31 protein-coding genes and 4 pseudogenes are annotated in these 21,760 nt (G+C 38.5%); 4 read left to right on the top strand and 31 right to left on the bottom strand.

Features of this window, described 5'->3' with window-relative positions; genetic code table 11:
- Positions 1 to 4 precede the first annotated feature (4 nt).
- Together A2U94_RS22370 and A2U94_RS20860 are read left to right on the top strand one after the other, a co-directional pair.
- A pseudogene (locus tag A2U94_RS22370) lies at positions 5 to 88 on the top strand (hypothetical protein); the annotation flags it as partial.
- 57 nt (positions 89 to 145) lie between these two features.
- Positions 146 to 846 (top strand): annotated as a pseudogene (locus A2U94_RS20860) (transposase); the annotation flags it as partial.
- A gap of 277 nt (positions 847 to 1,123) precedes the next feature.
- On the opposite strand, the gene A2U94_RS17395 reads toward A2U94_RS20860, so the two are convergent.
- From A2U94_RS17395 to A2U94_RS17270, 28 genes and pseudogenes are all read right to left on the bottom strand, one after another.
- Positions 1,124 to 1,321, bottom strand: coding sequence for a hypothetical protein (locus tag A2U94_RS17395; protein WP_025907943.1), 198 nt, complete (start codon positions 1,319 to 1,321; stop codon positions 1,124 to 1,126).
- A 253-nt stretch (positions 1,322 to 1,574) separates the two neighbouring features.
- Complete coding sequence (locus A2U94_RS22365; protein ID WP_374699994.1) at positions 1,575 to 1,775, bottom strand: GNAT family N-acetyltransferase; 201 nt, start codon at positions 1,773 to 1,775, stop codon at positions 1,575 to 1,577.
- A 61-nt stretch (positions 1,776 to 1,836) separates the two neighbouring features.
- Entirely contained in the window at positions 1,837 to 2,037 is a 201-nt protein-coding gene (locus A2U94_RS22360) for a hypothetical protein (protein WP_025907944.1), read from the bottom strand.
- Positions 2,038 to 2,110: 73 nt separating this feature from the next.
- A complete protein-coding gene (locus A2U94_RS17385) occupies positions 2,111 to 2,800 on the bottom strand; it encodes a hypothetical protein (protein ID WP_025907945.1) in 690 nt (229 codons plus the stop codon).
- A gap of 143 nt (positions 2,801 to 2,943) precedes the next feature.
- Entirely contained in the window at positions 2,944 to 3,264 is a 321-nt protein-coding gene (locus tag A2U94_RS17380) for a YbjQ family protein (protein ID WP_025907946.1), read from the bottom strand.
- On the bottom strand, positions 3,245 to 3,445 hold the full coding sequence (locus A2U94_RS17375) for a hypothetical protein (protein ID WP_025907947.1): 201 nt from the start codon (positions 3,443 to 3,445) through the stop codon (positions 3,245 to 3,247). Before A2U94_RS17375 ends, A2U94_RS17380 begins: the two co-directional genes overlap by 20 nt.
- Positions 3,438 to 4,367 carry an alpha/beta hydrolase gene (locus A2U94_RS17370; RefSeq protein WP_025907948.1) on the bottom strand — a complete coding sequence of 310 codons (930 nt, stop codon included), beginning with the start codon at positions 4,365 to 4,367 and terminating at the stop codon, positions 3,438 to 3,440. Before A2U94_RS17370 ends, A2U94_RS17375 begins: the two co-directional genes overlap by 8 nt.
- Position 4,368: 1 nt before the next feature.
- Complete coding sequence (locus tag A2U94_RS17365) at positions 4,369 to 4,905, bottom strand: helix-turn-helix domain-containing protein (RefSeq protein WP_025907949.1); 537 nt, start codon at positions 4,903 to 4,905, stop codon at positions 4,369 to 4,371.
- A 194-nt stretch (positions 4,906 to 5,099) separates the two neighbouring features.
- Positions 5,100 to 5,621 carry a TcaA NTF2-like domain-containing protein gene (locus A2U94_RS17360; RefSeq protein ID WP_139109197.1) on the bottom strand — a complete coding sequence of 174 codons (522 nt, stop codon included), beginning with the start codon at positions 5,619 to 5,621 and terminating at the stop codon, positions 5,100 to 5,102.
- 153 nt (positions 5,622 to 5,774) lie between these two features.
- Positions 5,775 to 6,740, bottom strand: a complete 966-nt coding sequence (gene trhO / locus A2U94_RS17355; protein WP_025907951.1) for an oxygen-dependent tRNA uridine(34) hydroxylase TrhO — start codon at positions 6,738 to 6,740, stop codon at positions 5,775 to 5,777.
- Between the two features lie 155 nt (positions 6,741 to 6,895).
- Positions 6,896 to 7,873, bottom strand: a complete 978-nt coding sequence (locus tag A2U94_RS17350; RefSeq protein ID WP_025907952.1) for a quinone oxidoreductase family protein — start codon at positions 7,871 to 7,873, stop codon at positions 6,896 to 6,898.
- A 19-nt stretch (positions 7,874 to 7,892) separates the two neighbouring features.
- Positions 7,893 to 8,729 carry an acyl-CoA dehydrogenase family protein gene (locus A2U94_RS17345; protein WP_062686887.1) on the bottom strand — a complete coding sequence of 279 codons (837 nt, stop codon included), beginning with the start codon at positions 8,727 to 8,729 and terminating at the stop codon, positions 7,893 to 7,895.
- 17 nt (positions 8,730 to 8,746) lie between these two features.
- A complete protein-coding gene (locus tag A2U94_RS17340; RefSeq protein WP_025907954.1) occupies positions 8,747 to 9,148 on the bottom strand; it encodes an acyl-CoA thioesterase in 402 nt (133 codons plus the stop codon).
- A 33-nt stretch (positions 9,149 to 9,181) separates the two neighbouring features.
- The gene (locus A2U94_RS17335) at positions 9,182 to 10,057 is read right to left on the bottom strand and encodes a 3-hydroxyacyl-CoA dehydrogenase family protein (RefSeq protein WP_025907955.1); all 876 of its coding nucleotides are present in this window, start codon (positions 10,055 to 10,057) and stop codon (positions 9,182 to 9,184) included.
- Positions 10,058 to 10,061: 4 nt separating this feature from the next.
- Complete coding sequence (locus A2U94_RS17330) at positions 10,062 to 10,634, bottom strand: TetR/AcrR family transcriptional regulator (protein WP_025907956.1); 573 nt, start codon at positions 10,632 to 10,634, stop codon at positions 10,062 to 10,064.
- Positions 10,635 to 10,664: 30 nt separating this feature from the next.
- Positions 10,665 to 11,438 carry an SDR family oxidoreductase gene (locus tag A2U94_RS17325; protein WP_025907957.1) on the bottom strand — a complete coding sequence of 258 codons (774 nt, stop codon included), beginning with the start codon at positions 11,436 to 11,438 and terminating at the stop codon, positions 10,665 to 10,667.
- Between the two features lie 163 nt (positions 11,439 to 11,601).
- Positions 11,602 to 12,540, bottom strand: a complete 939-nt coding sequence (gene cyoE / locus A2U94_RS17320) for a heme o synthase (protein WP_035320018.1) — start codon at positions 12,538 to 12,540, stop codon at positions 11,602 to 11,604.
- 364 nt (positions 12,541 to 12,904) lie between these two features.
- Positions 12,905 to 13,681 (bottom strand): sulfite exporter TauE/SafE family protein, encoded by a 777-nt coding sequence (locus A2U94_RS17315; RefSeq protein ID WP_025907959.1) that lies wholly within the window; start codon positions 13,679 to 13,681, stop codon positions 12,905 to 12,907.
- Positions 13,682 to 13,735: 54 nt separating this feature from the next.
- Entirely contained in the window at positions 13,736 to 13,957 is a 222-nt protein-coding gene (locus A2U94_RS17310; protein ID WP_025907960.1) for a sulfurtransferase TusA family protein, read from the bottom strand.
- Positions 13,958 to 13,972: 15 nt separating this feature from the next.
- Entirely contained in the window at positions 13,973 to 15,085 is a 1,113-nt protein-coding gene (locus A2U94_RS17305) for an MBL fold metallo-hydrolase (protein WP_163071166.1), read from the bottom strand.
- Between the two features lie 54 nt (positions 15,086 to 15,139).
- Complete coding sequence (locus A2U94_RS17300) at positions 15,140 to 15,703, bottom strand: sulfurtransferase TusA family protein (protein WP_025907962.1); 564 nt, start codon at positions 15,701 to 15,703, stop codon at positions 15,140 to 15,142.
- A gap of 40 nt (positions 15,704 to 15,743) precedes the next feature.
- Positions 15,744 to 16,031 carry a rhodanese-like domain-containing protein gene (locus tag A2U94_RS17295; protein ID WP_025907963.1) on the bottom strand — a complete coding sequence of 96 codons (288 nt, stop codon included), beginning with the start codon at positions 16,029 to 16,031 and terminating at the stop codon, positions 15,744 to 15,746.
- A gap of 15 nt (positions 16,032 to 16,046) precedes the next feature.
- A complete protein-coding gene (locus tag A2U94_RS17290) occupies positions 16,047 to 16,523 on the bottom strand; it encodes a DsrE/DsrF/DrsH-like family protein (protein WP_025907964.1) in 477 nt (158 codons plus the stop codon).
- Positions 16,524 to 16,581: 58 nt separating this feature from the next.
- Entirely contained in the window at positions 16,582 to 16,809 is a 228-nt protein-coding gene (locus tag A2U94_RS17285; RefSeq protein ID WP_025907965.1) for a sulfurtransferase TusA family protein, read from the bottom strand.
- A 48-nt stretch (positions 16,810 to 16,857) separates the two neighbouring features.
- On the bottom strand, positions 16,858 to 17,118 hold the full coding sequence (locus tag A2U94_RS17280) for a metal-sensitive transcriptional regulator (RefSeq protein ID WP_025907966.1): 261 nt from the start codon (positions 17,116 to 17,118) through the stop codon (positions 16,858 to 16,860).
- A gap of 411 nt (positions 17,119 to 17,529) precedes the next feature.
- A complete protein-coding gene (locus tag A2U94_RS17275; protein WP_025907967.1) occupies positions 17,530 to 17,745 on the bottom strand; it encodes a hypothetical protein in 216 nt (71 codons plus the stop codon).
- 67 nt (positions 17,746 to 17,812) lie between these two features.
- A complete protein-coding gene (locus A2U94_RS21935) occupies positions 17,813 to 18,022 on the bottom strand; it encodes a hypothetical protein (protein ID WP_225001820.1) in 210 nt (69 codons plus the stop codon).
- A pseudogene (locus A2U94_RS17270) lies at positions 18,015 to 18,532 on the bottom strand (GTP-binding protein); the annotation flags it as partial. The gene A2U94_RS21935 and the pseudogene A2U94_RS17270, both read right to left, overlap by 8 nt.
- Before the next feature lie 263 nt (positions 18,533 to 18,795).
- Between A2U94_RS17270 and A2U94_RS17265 the strand changes: the two are divergent.
- Together A2U94_RS17265 and A2U94_RS17260 are read left to right on the top strand one after the other, a co-directional pair.
- Entirely contained in the window at positions 18,796 to 19,680 is an 885-nt protein-coding gene (locus A2U94_RS17265; RefSeq protein WP_025907970.1) for an EamA family transporter, read from the top strand.
- Positions 19,681 to 19,754: 74 nt separating this feature from the next.
- On the top strand, positions 19,755 to 20,129 hold the full coding sequence (locus A2U94_RS17260; protein WP_025907971.1) for a putative periplasmic lipoprotein: 375 nt from the start codon (positions 19,755 to 19,757) through the stop codon (positions 20,127 to 20,129).
- A 36-nt stretch (positions 20,130 to 20,165) separates the two neighbouring features.
- On the opposite strand, the gene A2U94_RS17255 is transcribed toward A2U94_RS17260, so the two are convergent.
- The 3 genes and pseudogenes from A2U94_RS17255 to A2U94_RS17250 form a co-directional block, all read right to left on the bottom strand.
- Entirely contained in the window at positions 20,166 to 21,161 is a 996-nt protein-coding gene (locus A2U94_RS17255) for an ATP-binding protein (protein WP_081801803.1), read from the bottom strand.
- Positions 21,148 to 21,324 carry a hypothetical protein gene (locus A2U94_RS21315; protein WP_156413483.1) on the bottom strand — a complete coding sequence of 59 codons (177 nt, stop codon included), beginning with the start codon at positions 21,322 to 21,324 and terminating at the stop codon, positions 21,148 to 21,150. Before A2U94_RS21315 ends, A2U94_RS17255 begins: the two co-directional genes overlap by 14 nt.
- Before the next feature lie 218 nt (positions 21,325 to 21,542).
- Positions 21,543 to 21,760: pseudogene (locus A2U94_RS17250) on the bottom strand (IS4 family transposase); the annotation flags it as partial.

Here is a 21,760-nt window from a genome sequence, read left to right as displayed (position 1 = left end):
ACGCATGATGATGAAAATCATTTTATGTGCCTACACACAGTCAGTTTTTTCAGGAAGAAAAATTGAAGCGCTTCTCAAAGATCGTATACGTATGATGTGGCTAGCTCAAGGTTACGAACCGAGCTATCGGACAATCAATCGATTTCGTGTTCACCCAGAAGGTCAATATACACTTGCTTACGATGTCTTTTCAAATCCAACGGACACACGAACACTTTGTCCGTTTCTTGACGCAATTGAACATCACTCTTCGAACTCCCAGACTATATTGTCGCAGATGCGGGATATGGAAGTGAAGAGAATTACCTCGATGTGCAGAACAGAAAGCGTACGCCTCTTATCACATATAGTATGTATCGAAAAGAGAAGAAAAAACGCGTTAAGAATGACCCATTTCAGACAGCGAATTGGGATTATCATGAAGAAGATGATTCCTTTACTTGTCACAACAGGAATAAGTTGACGTTTCGTTACAAATCGCATCGCACAGACCGTTACGGATTTACAAGGTTATTCAATGTGTACGAATGTGAGGACTGTTCAGGTTGTCCTTTTCGTTTACAATGTACGAAGGCGAAGGAAGGAAAGAACCGAAGAATCCATTATAACGAAAAGTGGGAACAACAAAAGAAAAGCATTCAACAGCTGCTTTCAGAAGAAAAAACGGGTAAAGTCTACGGAAAACGTAAGATTGACGTAGAACCAGTTTTTGGATATCTGAAAGCTAATTTGCGTTTCACTCGAATGTCCGTAAGAGGCAAAGAGAACGTGAAAAACGAATTAGGGTTTGCGTTCATGGCGGTGAATGTACGAAAGTACATCGCCTCCAGCGTAAAATGTGCATAGACCAATCAAACAGATCAACAAAAAAGGGTTCTCATCATCAACATGCGATGATGAGAACCCTTTTTCATTATTTTTGGCTAGTTATGTCCCAGCCTCTTTTTACTTTAGGAATAAGAAAATATGTTGAGAAGATTATGTGTGAAAATGAATGTATTCATCTATATATTCGTATATCCTGTGCCTTTTACTAAGAAGATACTAGTAAAACTCATTTGTCGGGGAGACAAATAAAACCAAACAAAAAAACATCTGTTTGGTTAAGATGTTTTCCTATCGTTTATTGCACTTCGTCTTCTTCACTCTTTACATATTGAAAGAATGAATCAATCATTTCGTTTAAAAAATCATTACGATCATCAAAGTCCATGATTTCGAGAAACTCCACTAACTTCTTATCTAACTTAACGGAAGCTGGGGAATAATGCGAAGGGTTTTTCTTAGGAGTAAAAGGAATCACATTATCTCTTTTTTTCATAAAACACCATCCTTTTAATATGCTTTACTAGTGTAAGCTTTCTATAAAAGAAAAGCAACCTCGTTTTAAGAAAGAAAGGCATTTTTATTTTTATGAAAAGGGTAGTTATTATGAATAAATTATGATATTGTAAAAAGGTTTTAAGTACTGAGGTTTTTAATATTGTTGTTTATTTAGAACATAGTTTAATAAAAAATGAGTTCGTAAAAAGAATCAGTATTAACTCACTGATTCTTTTACTTTATTTGAAGAGTCATTTGAACGGTTTGTAGGAGATGCCCGTCAAAATCCTCATCAAAATCATCTGTAACTGTAAACCCTTGTGTACGATAAAGGACATGCCACTTTGGTTTTCGCGCTCAACATGGACAATCACTTTTTTGACATGACGGCTTCCTTTTGCAAAAAGTGCTGTACCAATTCCTTTTCTTTGATAATCTGGCAGTAAGTAAATCGCTAGCAGCTCACTTTCCTATTTTTCATTAACTGGTGTAAAGTTTGCAAAGCCCGCTACTTTAGTTTCTACGAGGGCTACCCACAACTCCGACTCTTCCATCCGTTTTTTTCAACATTTCTGTACTGTATGCAGCTCGTAAGAAATTGTTTTGTACGTCCAAAGGGATAATGCCTTTATATGTATGATTCCAACTATCTGTGGCTACTTGTTGTACAGAGTGAATATCGTTCACTGTCATTTTTTCAATTACATATTTCACTTCTTGTTTCTCCCTTTCATTTTAAGATAAAAGTATAAAAACTGCCGATAGGAATTCCCTTCGGCAGTTTTTCTTATTCAAACGTGTATTCAACCGTTTGTTCAGGTGTAATTTCGTTATAGTCTTCGTCTTCAGTATAACCAAAAACTAGCTTAACAGAGTTGATATCTTCATTTTTTACAACAAAACCATCTGTATATTCTTTTTTAACTTTACCAATGAATTGTGAATCTGAATCTCCGTCATCAGAAATAAAATCTTTAAGTTGTCCGTCGATTTGTTCACCTTTATCGGTAACAACATTCATAATATCGTACCATTCAATATTGCTGTCAGATGTGTTTTCTGCAGTGTAATTAACCTGAACATAAGAAGTTTCCTCTGGGTTAATTTTTGTGTCAGCCATCCACTCTAGACCTTCAGCAAACTCTTCGTCTAGATCTGTTAATTTAATTACTTTAATATCTTCAATTGTCACTTTTAATGGTGAAATATCGACTGTTTCATTTACTTCTTTTATTTTTAAGAGTTCTGCCGTAGCACCATCATCTTTTACCTTTTGACCAGGAACGTTCAGTATGTAATTTCCACTTTCATCTTTCTCTGGTTTTGGAACATCATTCTTTAATGGTTTTTGTTCCGCTGCTTTTGGCTCTTCTTTTGTTTCTTCTGCACCATTAGAACTATCAGAGTTGCTACCACAACCAGCCAGTAACACTCCTACAACTAAACTTGATGTTAGTACTTTAAAAAACTTACTCATTACGTATATTGCCCCCTACATAAACTTTTTACAGTGAACCATTATACTTTGTAAATATTTCTATGGAAATATATTTTTACAATAGAATTAAAACTTTTAGCATAGATATATTTTCATAAGCGTGTTAAGAGGGGGGGCTATTCTTAACTGTTAACTACCTTCACACCCGTTCCGTACGCCACAATTTCAGAAGCGTTACTGGCAATAGCTGAACTGACTAAACGGAAGCCGACAATGGCATTTGCTCCCTTTTCTTCAGCATCTCTAACCATGCGCGCAACTGCGATTTTTCGAGCATCGTCCATCATTTCCGTATATTCTTTAATTTCTCCTCCTACAATATTCTTTAAGCCCGCTAAAATATCACGACCGATGTTTTTAGACTGCACCGTGCTTCCTTTTACATACCCAATTGTTTCTGTTACTTGATAGTTTGATACATTATCAGTAGTCACGATAATCATTTGGATCCTCCTCTTTTGTTTTCCGTTTTTTTATGATTAATAAAGGAACTAATAGAATAATTGCCGCCACATAGTAGAGAAAAACCTGAAGGGCGAGCTTGGCATTTATAAATAAAAGAACAATCCCCGTCAGCTGTGCAATAACAGCAATAGTAAATATAATTAAAATCAGTTTATTCATGAGACTTCCTTCCTTGTATTTGTTTCGTAAGCCAGCTTCCCATTACGTCACATAGCTCTGGTGCAATCGGCTGTGAAAACGTCTGCTTATATTGCTTCAGCAGCTTCATCATGGAAGGCTCTTCTGTTTGTATTTTTAATACGTGATTCATATCTTTAATGATTACTGTTTCAATTGTAGGATACGGTTTTAGAGTTTGAAGTGCGTTAGGATCTGCCTGCACATCCTTTGATCCCGTTATAGCTAAAATGGGTATCGATAATTTTTCATAATAGTGATGCATATTTACCACCATATGCTCTCTCCACCATGCTGCATTCATACGAACAAGCTGCACGCGCACAACGTCTTCTTCTGCTTCTTTAAAACGCTTGAAAAGATTATCAGCTTTTTGTCGATCTTTTTCAATAACCTTTAGCTTTTGGAATAACCAACCTTTAAACCCACCTTGAGCCGAGATTTCTTTATAAGCTCGTTCTCGCTGATACTCAGTTGCTTCGATGAGGTTTTGTCCTGCACCAGCTAGCAAAATTAAGCCTGTAGCATGAAGTTCTTCCGCAATCATTGTAGCAATCATTGCCCCTTCGCTATGTCCCGCAATAAATAGTTGCTTATCATCTACTTCAGGCTGATTTTGCAAAGCGTGAAAAGCTTCTTTTGCATCTTGAATGAGGTCTGTTAACGTCGTTTTGTAAAACGCGTCGAGATTTCGCTTGTCATAACGAAGTGTGACATATCCCATTTCTGTAAAGACCGCTGCTAAATCACGATAAACGTTGCTCGCAAACTTTTTGGTGTTTCCGTTATAATCTACTGGACCACTCCCGCTAATTATTAATACAGCCGGCTTCTTACCTGATTTCTCATCAGGAATTGTTAGCATGGCCTTAACAGCTGTAAGCTGAAGTTCTTTTTCCCGCATCTTAGTTCTCTCCTCTTTGACGTTCTGGAATAAATGAGACGGCCATCGTACGCATACGGCGATCTTCTCGTGGCTTAAGCTGATATTTATCTATCAGCTTTTTATAGTCTTCTAAAAACGCCTGCTGCTCACTCTCACTTAAATGAAGGGGAAGCTGGTGGTACCCAAATCCATCTTTCTCAAAATTAACGTCTCCCTCTAGATATGCTTCAAACTCTTTGGCGAGCATCGTGTAAAAGTTCATAAAATGCTGCAAGTGTTCTGTTTTAGATAAATGTTGAACTTCTTCTCCTGATAAAATAGCACTAGCCTGTGCTAACGCGTACGTTTTTTCAACCGTTCCCCTAATCTTTTGTGCTTTAATTGCCTCAATAACTTCCGCTTTTTTTAGCGTATTTAAGTGGCGATACAACGTTGCTTGAGGAACATCTTGAAGGCACTGAAGTAGCTCTTGTACTGTACAAGGTTTGCTTGCTAACTCCTGTATAATCCGCATTCGGATTGGATGTAAGATTGCGTCTGCTTTTGATGAACTCATCAAGACCTTCCTTTCATTATTATCATATATGATAATAATAGCACACCTATAATAGAAATCAATTTATTATTATCATTTTTGATAACATTTTAATTCGTTAATCCGCTGTTTTTCTTTATAATGATTATTTAGAACATAGTTTTATTTATAAATATACTCTAAAAAGAAACCAGTTGCACGATTAGCTAACTGGTTTACGCTTCCTCTTTTATATCTACAATCATCAATTTACCATCTTTGTAGCTTGTAGTATACAATTTGTTAAACATTACTGTTTGTGAACCTTTCCCAGGTTCCGCTTGTTCAAAGGACTCTTCTACTTTAATGACGTACCCATCATCCGTTTTTTGAAGGCCCATTAGCTTCACGTTCAAAAGTTTATACGAGATCTTCTTTGAGTTTAGCTCATTGATTTTTGCAAGCTCCGCGTTGTATAGAACACTACCTTTTTTCAAAAACGGACTGATTTCTTTAATTGACCCTGCTGTAACGGCTTTTGCATAAGCCTCTGCATATTTCTTAATATACAAGTGGATATTTTCATCCACTGCTTGAACTGGAGGCTGCTTAATCGGTTGTGATGGTTTCGGCGTAGTCACCGTTTCTTCAACTTCTTCCTTGGGATTTGTGGGTGGAACTTGCTTTTTCTCGTCTGCCTGATCTTGGCATCCGGTCAATACAGCTGCTAGAGTGAAGATACCTATAAAATGCTTCATTCTTTCCACACTCCTTTCTTTTTCATTATTTTCCATTCATATCTCTTTCATTCCTGCTTTACCTGTAAAAAAATAAATGGTTTGTATGTAACTCATTCAAACCAAAAAAGCCCAAATCGTGTGAGATTTGAGCCTTAAATGAATGCTGTTTTTTTATGTTGTTGCTAGTTCTTGTACTTCTTTTACTCTCTGTGCAAATTCCTCGTCCGTTAAACCGTGCTCTTTTACATAGCGGTTACGAGGATTTACGCGACACTCGTGAGAGCAGCTGCGTAAATATTTGTGCTCGTTTTCTTCAGAAGCTAAAATCTTACGGTTACACGCTGGATTTGCGCAGTTTACGTAGCGCTCACAAGGCTGTCCGTCAAAGTGGTCTTTACCAACAATTACGTGTTCTTTTTGGTTTACAGGAACGCTGATACGCTCATCAAACACGTAGCACTGCCCGTCCCATAATTCACCTTGCACTTCTGGGTCTTTACCGTATGTTACAATTCCGCCGTGAAGCTGACTTACATCCTCAAAGCCTTCTTCTTTTAACCAGCCTGAGAACTTCTCGCAGCGGATACCGCCCGTGCAGTATGTTAAGACTTTTTTATCTTCAAACATTTCTTTGTTTTCACGAATCCAGTTTGGCAGCTCGCGGAAATTACGGATATCTGGGCGTACTGCACCTCTGAAGTGACCTAAGTCAAACTCATAGTCGTTTCGCGCATCAATTACAACCGTATCTTCCTGCTGCATTGCTTCGAAAAACTCTTTTGGACTTAAATAGTTACCTGTTGTTTCAAGTGGGTTTATGTCGTTTTCAAGACGTAATGTTACGAGCTCTGGGCGATGGCGAACGCGTAATTTTTTAAACGCATGCTCATCGGCTTCATCTATTTTGAAGACCATTTCGCTAAAGCGAGGGTCTTGCTTCATTACTTCCATGTAGCGATTTGTTTGTTCTACTGTTCCTGAAACTGTTCCATTAATTCCTTCAGAAGCTACTAAAATTCTTCCTTTTAGTTCAAGCTCTTCGCATAGCGCAAACTGCTCATCACGAAATTCCTCTGCGTTTTCAATTGGAACATACATGTAATAGAGAAGAACTCTATAAGGTTTGTTAGTACTCATTTTTTTGTTTCCACCTATCTGTTCATATTTGCAAGATATAATGCATATAGGTTGTTTTACATTGAAAATCTTACATTTACGTTACGATCTGTAACCTTATATATAATACTAAAAAAAAGAACATCTGTAAAATCAAATGTTCTTAGTTCGAAAATTTATGGTACTAAAATAAGTTTTCCTGTCGTTTTTCTTCCTTGTAATAAACGATGAACATGCGCTGCATCTTCAAGTGGATACGTTCCACCAATCAGCAGTTCAAGCTCGCCGTTTTTCATATAGGTTAACAGCTCTTGTAAACTTTGCTGATACAAACTAGGCTTTGCCATCATTTGTGGTAAAAAGAACCCCATTACGGACTGGTTTTTCTCCATCAGCCTTCCTGGATTAAATTTTACAGGCTGACCGCTTGCCATTCCGTAGAATACAAGACGGCCAAACGGCGCAAGACAATGCAGAGAATCGTAAAAAATGGACCCTCCAACCATTTCTAAAATTACGTCCGCTCCGTGCTTTGTTTCTTCCATCACTTTGTTTTGCCATCCTGCTTCCGTATAATTAATGAGAACATCGGCTCCTAGACGCTTGGCAATAGCAAGCTTTTCATCTGAGCTCGCTGTGGCAATTACGTTAGCACCAAACTTTTTCGCAAGCTGCACAGCAAGCGTACCAACGCCTCCTGCAGCAGCGTGTACCACAACAGTTTCTCCTTTTTCAATTCGCCCCATCGTTTTTAAAATGTGATACGCTGTTAAGCCTTGAAGCGGCAAGGCAGCTGCTTGCTTAAGATCAACTCCGTCCGACAGCGGAATAAGACCTCTAGAATCGGCAAGCGTATACTCCGCATATCCTGTTGCTCGGTGTGACCCAAGCAGCGTAACGACTTTCATTCCAACTTTTATTCCTTCTACTTCTTCACCAAGCTCAACAACCTCTCCTGCCACTTCAGAACCAGGAATAAACGGAAGCGGCGTATCAACAACGTATGCTCCTTCTCTTCTAGCCGTATCAGCGTAATTAACACCAATCGCTTCTACTTTAATCAAAACGTCTTTCTTTTTCGGGACGGGTCTTGCCAAATTAATCACTCTTAGTACATCTGGACTACCGTATTGTTTGAATTGAATCGCTTTCATTTTTACTCCTCCTTTTTAGTTAACACGTATAACGATCGCTTTCAATCAATGAATCTGCCACTCTTCGCGTTTTAGTAAACGTGCCTTCGTATTGAAAATCGCTCATTACAGTCTGAAGTTCATAGTGAAGGGCTTGATGCTTTTTACCAGTAGCAATACCGTTAATAAGCTGCGTCGCTTCATCTCTTACCTCGCGCATCGTTAAATCCACTACTAGCTCTGTCAGATCAACTTTCAGCTGTTCGTTTTCTTTCCCATTTTTCCTGACTGCTTTTTCCGTTCGGATGACGGCTGATTCCATTGCATATAAACCAATAGCAAGGTTTGAAAGCTTCATTAAGGCTTCTTGCTCGTGGACTATATGCTCTTTTGCTACTTTTAATGCTTCACTTAAAAGTAATAGAAGAAGATAGCGCACTGTGTGAACAGCTTTCTTTTCAAGAGGGAGAAGGTCATTTTCTTCTTTTATAGCGCCATATGCTTGTTCAAGTGTTTCCTGATTTAAAACAAGCTCTCCACTTTTTACTTTTCGCAGAAAGTGCATCGGTAAGACCAGTCTATTAATCTCGTTTGTTCCTTCAAAAATCCGATTAATACGCGAATCGCGATAAACTGATTCAATTTCGTAATCTTGAATAAACCCAGCACCGCCGTGTAGCTGAAGCGCTTCGTCCACCACCGTGTCGAATGCTTCAGAGCTATATACTTTACACACTGAGCACTCCATCGCAAACTGACTAGCAGTTTGCGCGATTAGCTTTTGCTCACTTGTTAAGTCTTCTGGAGTGCATGCATCAGACGCAGCCTTCACTATGAACGTACCGCCAAACGACGATGGTTTTACGTCTTGAAACATTGTTTCCACTCCCTCTCTTAAACAGTTTGTAAATAATTCTGTAAAAACGCACACACGTCATCTGGAAGCGGTACGCTCTTTTGCAAGTCAAAATCGAAGTGAACAAGAACCGCTTCTCCTCTAGCAATTAACCTATTCGTTTTACTGTCCGTAATTTCGTGACCAATCGTAAAGCTTTTATGACCGATGCGCGTTACGTACGTGGAAACAACAAGTGTTTGATTAAAATACCCTTGGGCAATAAAATCACATTTGGTGGAAGCAATTAAATAAGCCCACTTGCTTGAATCCATTTTCACACCCATTTTTTCAAAGAAATCAATTCGCGCTTCTTCTAAATAAATAAAATAGCTTGTATTGTTAATATGACCCAGCGCATCTGTCTCGCAAAATCTCACTTTAATTTTCGTATCGCTCATGTTTAACCTCTCCCCTTCTTTGGTGATTGCTCGTTATTTTTTGATATGCTCTTTTTCATACGTATAAAACCCTTTTCCCGTCTTGCGCCCAAGCTCTCCTTTTTCTACTTTTTCTTTTAGGAATTCGGGAGGTAAATCGCTTGGATCTCCCGTTTCTGCATAGCGCTGATTCATTACGTAGTAGCCAACATCAATACCGGATAAATCCATTAATTCAAATGGTCCAATCGGATGATTAAGCGCTTTTTTACAAATTAAATCAATATCTTTGAAGTCCGCATAACCGTTTTCGTAAAGAAACATCGCTTCTTTATGAAGAGCACCTAAAATACGATTAGCGATAAAACCAGAGATTTCTTTTTGAAGCAAGACTGCTGTACGATTCATTTGCTTACATACATTCATGGTAATCGCTGCTGTTTCTTGACTTGTTTTCTCACTCATGACAACTTCTACACAGTCCATGACTACCGGTGGGAAGAAAAAGTGCATATTTACGACTTTATCAGGTCGAGTCGTTGCAGAAGCTAGTAAAGAATTAACGATCGTCGAGCTATTGGAAGCTAAAATAGCGTGCTTTGGCGCATACTCATCAAGCTGAGCAAATACGCTTCTCTTTACTTCAAGCTTTTCAACAACCGCTTCAATCACAAAGTCAGTAGTAGAAACAGCTTCTTTTAAATCAGTAGTATACGATAGCCTAACAAGCGCTTCATCCTTTTGCTTTACGGTTAATTTCCCTTTATTAATCCATCGATTTAACAGTGTATGAAGCTGATTTCTTGCACTATTGAGTGAATGTTCATTCATATCGTGAATCGTAGTTTCATAACCTCCTAAAGCTGCTAAGATGGCAATTTGATGACCCATTTGCCCTGCACCTACAACTGTTATATGCTTAATGATCATTTTTTTATTCCCCTTTCAACTGTAGTCCATCTACTAGCATGTTATAAAAAATCGCTGCTACTTCTTGTGCTGAACGTTCTCCGCTTGGCTGAAACCAAAAATAGCTCCAGTTTGTGATGCCTAAGATTCCAAGCGTTACGATATCTGCTGGCAAGTCCCTTCTAAATTCACCAGCTTTTATTCCAGCTTCAATTAGATCTTGAAGATTCATTTTAAACTGATCACGCTTTGGCACAATGCTTAAAAGGTGGTTATCACTCAAATGGCGCATTTCGCGAAAAAACACTTTAGCTCGCAGTCCCTCTTTTTCAATATCGTAAATTAATTTAAAAATCATCTCATAGAGTTTTTCTCCGCAAGACAACTCATCGGCACGCAAAATGGTTTCTTGATTTTCAACTAAGTGCTCAATATATGAGCGGTGAATATCAAGCAGCACTTCTTCTTTGCTTTTAAAATAATAATAAAAGGTTCCTTTGGTCACGTTCAATTCATCTGCAATATCTTGAATGGACGTTTCTTTAAAGCCTTTCTTTGCAAATAGTAAAATGCTTGTTTCCATGATGCGTTCTTTCATTTTCTCCGCCGCCTTTTGAAATTTAATAAGTTATGTTGCGAGCAACCCCCCGTCTACAACTAGAACATCACCTGTGACGTAATCGGAAGCTCTTGATGCTAGAAAAACAGCTGCTCCCTTTAAATCAACGTCTGTACCAAAACGCTTGAGCGGCGTTTGTTCTAAAAAGTAATCTCTTCCTTCTCTCATCGTCATAGCCGCCATTTTCGTCGGGAAGAATCCTGGAGCAATTGCATTTACTTGAATGTTATGCTGTCCCCACTTTACGGCTAAATCCTTCGTAAACGTAATAACGGCTCCCTTACTTGTGTTATAGCCAATAGAATTCATATATTCTGGATGTGAACCTCCAAATCCAGCGACCGATGCGATATTGATAATCTTGCCTTTTTTAGCATGTATCATATGTTTTCCAGCTTCTTGAGCCATTAAAAATGTGCCTGTTACGTTTGTTTGAAGCACTTTCTGCCAAGCTTCTAAAGGCATCTCTTCCACCTTTGATCCCCATGTTGCTCCGCTGTTATTAACCACAATGTCAATTTTTCCAAACTGAGCAATGACCGTATCCACCACGTTTTTAACATCTTCTTGATTCGTGATGTCACACTGTATTGCTAACGATTCAACGCCTAGTTCTTTTATTTTTTCGGATACGCTTTCACAAGATTCCAACTTTCGAGAGCAAACGATAACGTGAGCGCCCGCTTCAGCTAATCCGGTTGCAAACTGTTCACCAAGGCCTCGGCCTCCTCCCGTTACGATTGCGACCTGACCTGTTAGGTCAAAGAGCTCTTTCACATGCATCTTTTCCCCTCCTCGCAGAATTGGCTATACTTACTAACCGGTTGGTATGTTTCATATTTATCATATACCGAATCATTTTATAACAGCAAGTATTTTTTAGAAAATTTAAACAGTTATTATTTAAAAAAAGCGACTCCGTTTTGATAAGGAGTCGCTTTTCGATTTAAATATTAAAGAAAATACCTATTAATGAATAGATAATAATTGTTGAAAATAACACCGTCATATGAATTAGTGAAAAAATAAACATTGATTTTGCCCATTTTTCTTTATCCATTTTTCGGTACCCCGTAATGCTAAGCACAAACCAAGCAACGCTTAATAGCAAGGCAACGAGCATTAAACCTATGCTTAACGTTCCGAATAAAAAGCTAATGACAACTAAAATTGCGAGGTAACTATTTGTTTGAATGTACGTGCGCTCAAACCCTTTAACTACCGGAAGCATTGGTACATTAGCTGCTTTGTACTCGTCATGTTTACGGATCGCAATGGCATAAAAGTGTGGCATTTGCCAAATAACAGTTACAACGAATAATCCTATAATGGCTGGATGAGTCACGTCTGGATAAATAGCTGCCCATCCGATTAACGGAGGCATTGCCCCTGAAATACTTCCGACTTCTGTATTATAAATTGTGCGGCGCTTTGTCCACATTGTATACGGAACCACATAAAAAAACAGCCCTAGAAATCCTAACAAGGCAGCGAGTGGTGTCGTTAATGCAAGAGCTCCAATTCCGAGAATGGCCATGCTGCTTGCAAGTACTAATACAAATGTTGGTTTCACTTCACCGGTTACAGTCGGTCTGCTTTTTGTTCTTTCCATAATGGCATCGATGTCGCGATCGTAGAGGTTATTAAAAGCCCCAGCTGCACCGATCACAAGGAAAGAGCCGATAAAAGCTAAAATAATTTCAGGAATATTATCAAACAGACTCATGTCATATGTGTACAAAGCTAAGGTTAACCCGGCAAACATAGGTATTAAATTAGATTTAATAATGCCTGTTTTAATGGTTTGGGATAAAATCGCCACAAACGTTTGCTTTGGTAACGATGCTTGTTCAGCATGATGATTTGTTTTTGTAGTACTTTGCATGATTGTTTGTTTCATTCCTTTGTCAATTTTACCGCCTTTGCAGTAAAAAAGTAGTTTTAAGTAGTCTCCTACTCCATGCTCTTCTTAAATAATAACAACTCACTATTTATTTGACTAACTTCTAAGAAGAAGTTCACAAAAAATACATTTTTGTACAAGTGTTAACCTATTTTGGTCTTTCCATTCTTTTAATTGTTAACAAACCCTTAGTCACAAAGCAGTTCTAATGAAGCAAGACGAACATAATATTTTTATTTTATCATAAAAATATTCATTTCGGATAGGTATTCATAGCATTTAATGACAAAATTCGACTTTTGTTCACATTTTCACAACAGAAAAAAGCGCAGAATAATTTCTACGCTCACAAAATATCAATCCATATTTTAATTGCCGTTGCTAAAATTAATAGTGCAAGAGCGATTTGTAAAACCTTTGTATTGATTTTTTTCCCTGCCTTTGCTCCAAGAGGAGAGGCGATTAAGCTTGCAATAACCATAATAAGAGCTGGACCGTAATCAACTTGCCCAGTCGTTACTTTTCCTACCGTTGCGCCAATTGATGAGATAAACGTAATGGCTAGAGAAGAGGCGATTGTCATACGTGTTGGAATTTTAAGAACAACAAGCATAATCGGTACCAATAAAAAGGCTCCCGCTGCTCCGACAATACCAGATCCTACTCCCACAATGAAAGCTAAGCCAGCAGCTAACCATTTATTAAACGTTACTTGATCAAGTGGCAGGTCATCAATGCCTTTTTTCGGAACAAACATCATAATAGCAGCAACTAACGCTAAAATTCCATATACGAAGTTAATACCTTCTTCTGACATCATTTGAGAACCAAACCCACCAATAAAGCTTCCGATTAAAATGCTAGCTCCCATATAAAGAATAAGGTTTTTGTTTAAATAACCTCCTTTTCGATACGCCCATACGCCCCCAATTGTCGCAAAGAACACTTGGACAGCGCTAATTCCTGAGACTTCATGTGCTGAAAAAGCTGTAAGACCAAGTATCGGAGGAATATATAAAAGCATTGGATACTTAATAATTGAACCACCAATTCCAAGCATTCCAGATAAGTACGAACCAATAAACCCAATTAAAAAGATAACCGTTATAAACCAAAGATCCATGTGATAGACTCCTTTCATTAGAAAAGGGAACCGTGCGTGGTTCCCCTCTATTTGTTACGCTTTTTGAATCCAAAATTTGAAGACAGATCCTTCTTCCTCGTGTTTAACAAGCACATGGCCCATTGATTTTGCCCAAGCAGCTAAGTCACTTTTTGCTCCTTTATCTGTTGTATGAATTTCTAGAATTTCACCTGAATTTAGCTCATTCATTGCTTTTTTTGTTTTTACGATTGGCATTGGACATGCTAATCCTGTCGCATCTACAAAAGTTCCCATTATTTCTCCTCCTCTTTATCGAACTGCACAGCGGTTTGGTCCAATTTCCATTTCACGCTGCTTATCTTCATCTGGCGTCATTTTCCCCATATTTGTTTGACGAATTTCTTGATATGCATTGGGCTGAGGAGGTAGGTTCTCCGTTACTAACTTACGAAATTCTTCTTCATCCTCAATGTTTAAGCCGTGATTGTTTGCATATAGCTCATGAAGTGGTTTTGCTATGCTTCCATCTTCATTTAGCTCATCCATAATCATAAAATGAGCCGGCAGAACGATTAATTGATCTGATAGGTTACGATAGCGAGTGTATAGACTTTCACGAAGATCAGCTACCCAATCTTCAGCCATACCAGCTAAGTCAGGACGACCAATTGAATCAATAAATAAAATATCTCCTGATAATAAGTAGCGATTATCAACGATGAAAGATGTAGATCCAATCGTGTGACCTGGTGAATAAAGCGCGTGAATGTGAATCGTTGTATTTCCGATTGTCACGTCGTTACCGTCTTCAAGCGCTTCATATGCAAAAGTTACTTCTGTTGCGTCTTTTGGCGGCAACCAATAAGCAGCTCCTGTTTTTTCCGCAATCATGCGTCCACCTGAAATGTGATCTGCGTGTAGGTGCGTATCAAATACGTGAGTAATTTTCACTCCTATCTCATCGGCAAACTGTAAATACGTATCCGTCATGCGTGTTGAATCAATAATTGCTGCTTCACCGTTTGACACAACCATGTATGATAAACAACCTTTACCGATACGAACAAACTGATATAGCTCTCCGCCATCTTTTAATTCGCCTAACTTCACTGGCTCTAAATGCTCACTCCAAGCGCGCATACCACCAGCTAAATAAAATACGTCTTTTCCTTCATCTGAAAGCATTTCTGCTACCATAATCGATGAGCCTTCTTTTGCACAGACAACTAATATGTCTTTATCTTGTGGAAGTTGATTTAGAATACCTTCTACACCGTCCAATAAGTCAAAGTACGGAATATTTAAATACGTAAAGTTTTCACTTTCAATTTTCCAATCTTGGAATGCATCTTCGTTACGAACATCTAAGATAAATAAAGCCTCTTTGTTAATTGCTTTTTTTGCTACCTCAGCAGCACTCATTTGATTTACTGTCACCTAAATTACCTCCTAGGGTATTTATTTTGATAAAAAAATTTATGCTAATGATTTCGTTTCTCCTGACCATTCACTCATACCAGGTACAACATTTTTTACGCTTGTAAATCCGCTTTCACTCAGCTTTTGAGCTGCTAAATCACTTCTGCTTCCTGTACGGCAAACAACAAATACCTCTTTACCTTTATCAAGCTCATTCATACGCGCCTCTAGGTCTCCTAGTGGAATATTAACTGCATTCGGAATATGGCGGAATCCATATTCTGCTTCTTCTCGCACATCTACTACAAGAATCGATTCGTTAGCTGCTAATTTTGCTTCTAGTTCATCGTTGCTAACAAGGTATGGATGTTTCTTTTCAATTCCTTCTTCATTAGATGATTTGCGCAAGAAGTGCTTTAACACGTCGCCTTCTTCAATGACGCCTAAATACTGGTGACCTGTACGCTCTGCCCACGCCTGCAAGTCCGCTTTTGAACCTTTATCCGTTGCCTGCACTTCTAGCACCTGTCCTGCTTCTACATCATTCATTGCTTTTTTTGTTTTTACAATCGGCATTGGGCACGCTAGGCCCTTTGCATCTAAAATTACGTTGGCTTTCATCCTTATTACCTCCTAGGGTATATTAACTTGCAAATTTTTTTTATTCTGTTGGCCCTTCCCATGCCAGCATACCGCCCGTCATGTTCTGAACCTTAAATCCTTGATTTTCTAAAAAGCGAACTGCCTGAGAGCTGCGCCCACCTGAGCGACACACAACCGTGTACTCAACGTTTTTATCCAGCTCATTCATACGAAATTCGATTAACCCTAACGGAATGTGAAGAGCGTTAGGAATTTTGCCTTCCGCTACCTCAGCTACTTCACGCACATCCAGTACCGTTAACTGATTTAATTTCTTTTCAACATCTTTTGCTAGAATCTCTTTCATGAATAGTCCTCCTCATTAAATGAATAAGTTTACGTTACCTTCTTCAGCGTCTGCTAAATAAGCAGCTACACCAGCATAATCGATTCCATCTATTAACTCTTCTTTTTGTAATCCTAATAAATCCATCGTCATTGTGCATGCTACAAGCTTTACATCTTGCTCTTTTGCCATTTCAATTAAATCTGGTAATGGCACCGCATTGTGCTTTTTCATGACGCTTTTAATCATTTTAGGTCCCATTCCTGCAAAATTCATTTTTGAAAGGCCCATTTTATCTGCGCCGCGAGGCATCATTTTACCAAACATTTTTTCCATAAACCCTTTTTTAGTTGGCACCATTGCTTCCTTACGAAGAGCGTTTAATCCCCAGAACGTATGGAAGATGGTTACTTCATGATCGTAAGCTGCTGCCCCGTTTGCAATAATATAAGCAGCCATGGCTTTATCGTAATCACCGCTGAATAATACAATTGTTGTTCTTTTCTTTTCCATGTTAAATTCCTCCTTGTTTTTACTTATACACGTATGGGTATAATGTTAGCTGAAAAAATTATCCTTTTTGAATCCAAAATGATAGTACGTCATCTGTTTCTTCTGCTTTAACGATTGTGTGTCCCATTGACTTCGCCCATGCTGTTAAGTCACTTTTTGCTCCTTTATCAGTCGCAATAACTTCTAGTACTTCACCCGTTTGTAATTCGTTCATTGCTTTCTTTGTTCGTACAATTGGCATTGGACATGCTAAACCTTTTGCGTCTAATTGTTTTGTTACGTTCAATTTCCATTCCTCCATTTACCTATAGGGGTATATTTTATATTAAAAAAATTAGCGGCTTTTTACTAATAATCCAACGGCTTCTTGAATCATTTCATCCACAGATTCGCCGTTTCTTTCTGCTTCCAGCGCACATTCTACTAAGTTTGTGCTCACCACAAGACCCATTGTGCGATCGATTGCTGATCGTGCTGCAGAAAGCTGCGTTATAACTTCCTTGCAGTCTTTTCCTTCTTCCATCATGCGTAAAACGCCGCGAAGCTGACCTTCTATACGCTTAACACGATTTTGAATTTGAGTCGTATATTCCATCAGCGTTCCTCCTTTTTTGAAGTGCTGTGTTTCGTTACTCATATAATATACCCCTATAGGTATAAATGTCAACACATTTAGTAATTTTTTTTAAATGATGAATGTGCCTACGATTTAAACCTCTGTCAAAGCCTGAAAATCAAGGATTTCTAATATAAGTATTGAAGTGGATACAGAAATTCACCTCATGAGAAAGAGGTTATATTTGAGTAGTTACTAATCAAATGAATAAACCATTCTCTAAAAAAGTTCTAAGTATTTAATACCCTATCATGTTTTTGCTAAAGAAAAAAGGATAAGTTGTTCTTAAGGAGCTCAAATAAAAAAACAAACCTCTTGATTGGTTTGTTTTTTTGGCTTTGACTAGTAGATCTATGACGCTAGTTAATCTAATAAGCATCGACAGCCTTATCACAAGTATGGACCTCCTGATTTTCTATACACATAGTCTTCGTTTTTAGTTGAAGACCACTGACCCAAAGCTGTTGCTAACACAAAAAACACGCCGCCGACTCCTAGCGATGCCCCATAATACCCTTTAAAAAACAAGATGAATGATGTAACTAATAGCGCAACAATGGCAATGATTAAGCTCATTATTATTTTTTGTTTCTTTTTATCCTTCATCGTGTCACCCTCTTTTTTGGGATTTTCTTTTATTGTTAATTTTAACATAAAAAAACCAATTTAAAGCCTATCTATTTTCAAAATGCTCATACTGTATTTCTTCATTTAAAGACATAAGTCCAACTTGATGCTGTTTCACCTTTAAGTAGCTAAATCCCAGGCGTAAGTCAACAGATGCAGGCTGGATCTGCTCTTGTTCAAGGGCTGGAAGCGACGCTACCCAATATGAAACGGGTTCAATACTAACAGATGGACCCGCTTGTGACATTTTGATCAATTAATAAATCTGCAATCTCACGCGCATCCTCTTCACCGAGCGCTTCTTTACGGTCTAACAATGAATCTCCAGATTGAAAGTCATGCCAAAAGCGATTGGCATCTACAACCGTTACCATCGTGTTTAATGTACAAAATTGTGTTAAATCAATGCCTAGCTCTTCATCTATATACGAAAATGTTTGAGCAACTGGAACCGGCTCACTAATTCCTGTTGATTCAATTAATATGTAGTCAATGTTTCCTCTTTGAGCAAGCTTTTCAACCTCAACTAACAGATCTTCTCGAAGCGTGCAGCAAATGCAGCCGTTTGACATTTCAACGAGCCTTTCCTCTGTCCTCGATAAATCTCCACCTTCCTTCACCAACTCTGCGCTATATTTACTTCACTCATATCATTTACTATCACCGCTACGCGAAGGCCATCACGATTCTGGAGCACGTGATTTAATAACGTGGTTTTCCCCGATCCTAAATAACCACTTAGTACTGTTACCGGTATTTTTTTCATATCAAATACCTCCTCATTAATTTAAATAGTAAGGATTACGATTTAAATTATACTATGGTTTTTTTGTGGAATGCAAGAGATATATTTATATAAACCTCTTAATCGAATTTCTATTGATAGCTGCATGATATCATTTTATAATAAAGCTAGTTACATACCTTAAAAGCTGCAATTCCTGCAGCAGGTGGATTTTTTACTGCTATTTTTCGCCACCCATCTCCTCGAAGATGGGTGGCTTTTGTATTGTTTAAAGGAGGATTTTTATGAATTTATGGTTTTATGCTCTCCTTGTCTTTTTAGGTGGGTGCTCGTATGGTGTTGTCTCAACTTTTGTGAAGCTTGGATACGCTGCGGGGTTTGGTGTGAATGCTTTAACAGGAAGTCAGTATCTACTAGGTGCACTTCTGCTTTGGATACTGGCTAGCTTTGTGCCCAAAAGTCCTCTTCGGAAAAAAAATTGGGCTGTTTTACTGCTCAGCGGGACGCCAATGGGACTAACAGGGATTTTTTATAACTACGCGCTTAGCTACATCAACGCGTCGTTTGCCATTATTCTTTTACTACAGTTCACATGGATCAGCATGATTTTACAATACGTGTTTGACAAGAAAGCACCTACTTCTAAGCAGCTAGTGGCAGCGGCTATTATTATGGGAGGCTCACTCTTAGCATCCGGCGTTGCTGAAAGTACGATTGCTTTTTCAGGTCTAGGAATACTCTTTGGTCTGCTTGCTGCCGTATCGTTTTCATTTTTTATCTTTTTTAGCGGACGCACGTCTATTTCGATTCACCCAATCCGCAAAAGTGCCATCATGACAACCGGTGCTGCGCTTCTTATCTTTATTGTTATGCCACCGACGTTTATGGTGGAAGAACTCGTATCTATACATTTATGGATGTATGGGCTATTAATGGGGTTATTCGGGTCATTGCTTCCTCCGATTCTGTTTAATACCGGCATGCCAAAAGTCGGCGGAAATCTTGGTGCTATTTTAAGTGCTTCAGAACTGCCAACCGCTGTGTTTATGTCCACTTTTGTGTTACATGAATCGGTTGCTTCTATTCAATGGATGGGCGTTATTCTTATTTTAGTTGGCATTGCTTTTCCAAGTTTAAAGCGCAAAGAGCGCTATGAAGTGCGTTTGTAAACAGGAGAGTCTTTACGCACTTCTGACTTTTACGTTATACTATTTAGAAAATAATAACAAAAGAAGGTGCACCATTGAAAAAAATCATGACGGTAGGATTCCTTGCTGCTCTTACACTCTCTGCTTGTAACAGCTCAGAAGTCAGCCTCAGCGAAGTAAAAACAGCTCCAAAATCTATTGAAGAAGAAACGAATGACGCGGCTGATCTTCAGCTGATTCAAGGAGATAAAAACACTGAAGGTTATCTTATTTATCAAACGTCTCAGCTTTTATCCGCAAACCTTGAACAAAGAGAAGACGTAATCACAATTAAATTAACTGAAACAAAATCTGAAAACACGATAAAAAAACCGTTCATCTATAAGCTTACATGGGATTCGCCTGATAGTACGCTTAAAGTGCTGATTAACGGTAAAGAAACTCCGTTTGACGTAATTAAAGGTCAATAGAAATAAGCAGCTGGGTTCCTCCCTCGCTGCTTATTTCTATTTAGCCTGTAGATCTGCTTCATGCAGAATAATTAGCTCTGAAAATAGCTCATCTCCAAGAAGCTCCTTTAATTCCCTTAGCTTCTTATCACCTGCATTCATCGGATACATATGAAACTGAGTGAGTGCCGAAACACGCTTGACGAACTCGCCTTCATACCCAAGTATCGTTAGCCAATACGCTGCCAGCTGTGAAGAAACATAGTCATGTCCGATGAAGCTCGCATATTTTGTTTCCTCCCCTTTGTAGTTCACAAACGACTTGCACGTTCCTTTTCCGAGATCATGAAACAGCGCTGCCCACAAAAGAACCAGCTTATTAGGGTCTTGATAGTGCTCTTGTATATGCAGATACACATAATACGTATGTCGACTAACAGAGAAGCTGTGGTATTTTGAGTCTTGCGGTAAGTCAATAATCGCGCTAAAGTCGGGTATATAGCAGGATAGCTCTGAAAATAGCTCATCGTGAGGTAAGTGCTTAGTAAAAAGTTTTTCGCAAGCCTCTTTATGCTCAATGGAGTGACGCTTCTTAGTTGAAATGTACGTTACTTCATCCCAGCCTTCATTTTCAACTGGAATATGAGCACTTTTATACATTCTATTAATCGACTCTTCTTTCACTACTCTAGCACGTTGTTGATTACGCGATTTCACTTCGTCAATATGTTCATTTAAATAGTACACCGTTTTTTTATTCGCCTTAAACACTTGAGTAATCAAATGCTTTCTTCGCTTGCGATGAACATTTGTCGCATCATATATTACATGCTGACCGCTTTTTAACAGCTCCGTAGCTCGCTCATTCATCACTTCAAATATCCTGCTGTTTTCGTCTTGATTATTCACATCGCCCGTCAGCTCTTGTCTGATGTTATCAGAAGATAAGTGAACATATTTTTTAGTTTGGGCTATTTCTTCAGCTAATGTAGATTTCCCGCTTCCAGGAAGACCTACTAGCATAATTAATTCCCCGAGCTTATTTTCCATCATACTCACCTTCTTTTATTCCTGAAATGAATTCACCGTACCCTAACTCTGACATTTTCTTGTAGCCAACTTTTCCTTTTTTCAGCAAGTTATATTCCATGCCTAAATACTCGCTTCGCACGTATGGCTTAATATGCTGAGGGACATTTTGTTCTACCCAAATCATAAACTCTTTTTGTGTTCTCTTTGGGGCTCTTACGTACCACTCATTAATTTGTTGTTTTGTCTTTTTTAAATCACTAGTGTTGCATAAATTTTATTTGAATTTTCAGTTTTATATCTTTCCTAATGAAGAGCCAAAAAAGTGAATATCCAAACAAAGGTGGCTCCATCCATTTGGTTTTTATTTACAAGTAGACAAAAGAGACAACGATCATTTGCTCATTAAGGGACAGCTTCCCCTTTAATTTTTCGAAGCCAGATATGTGCTGGCTTCCACAAAGCAGCCCTTAAATAACGGCTAATTTGCAGGAGTTTTCGCTTACTTTTTGTTTCGAGCTGCACGAGTACATGCAGACAAAAGACGATAAGTGCGATCAACACTTGGTTGTGAATCGCCCATTCACTTTGTCCGTAAAACTTTTTGATGCGGAGATGCTGTT

Origin of the sequence: Bacillus sp. VT 712 (assembly GCF_001614195.1) — a bacterium.
Lineage (GTDB): Bacteria > Bacillota > Bacilli > Bacillales > Bacillaceae_H > Priestia > Priestia flexa.
The sequence above is the reverse complement of the archived record's forward strand: the minus strand, read 5'-3'. Positions and strand labels throughout refer to the sequence as shown.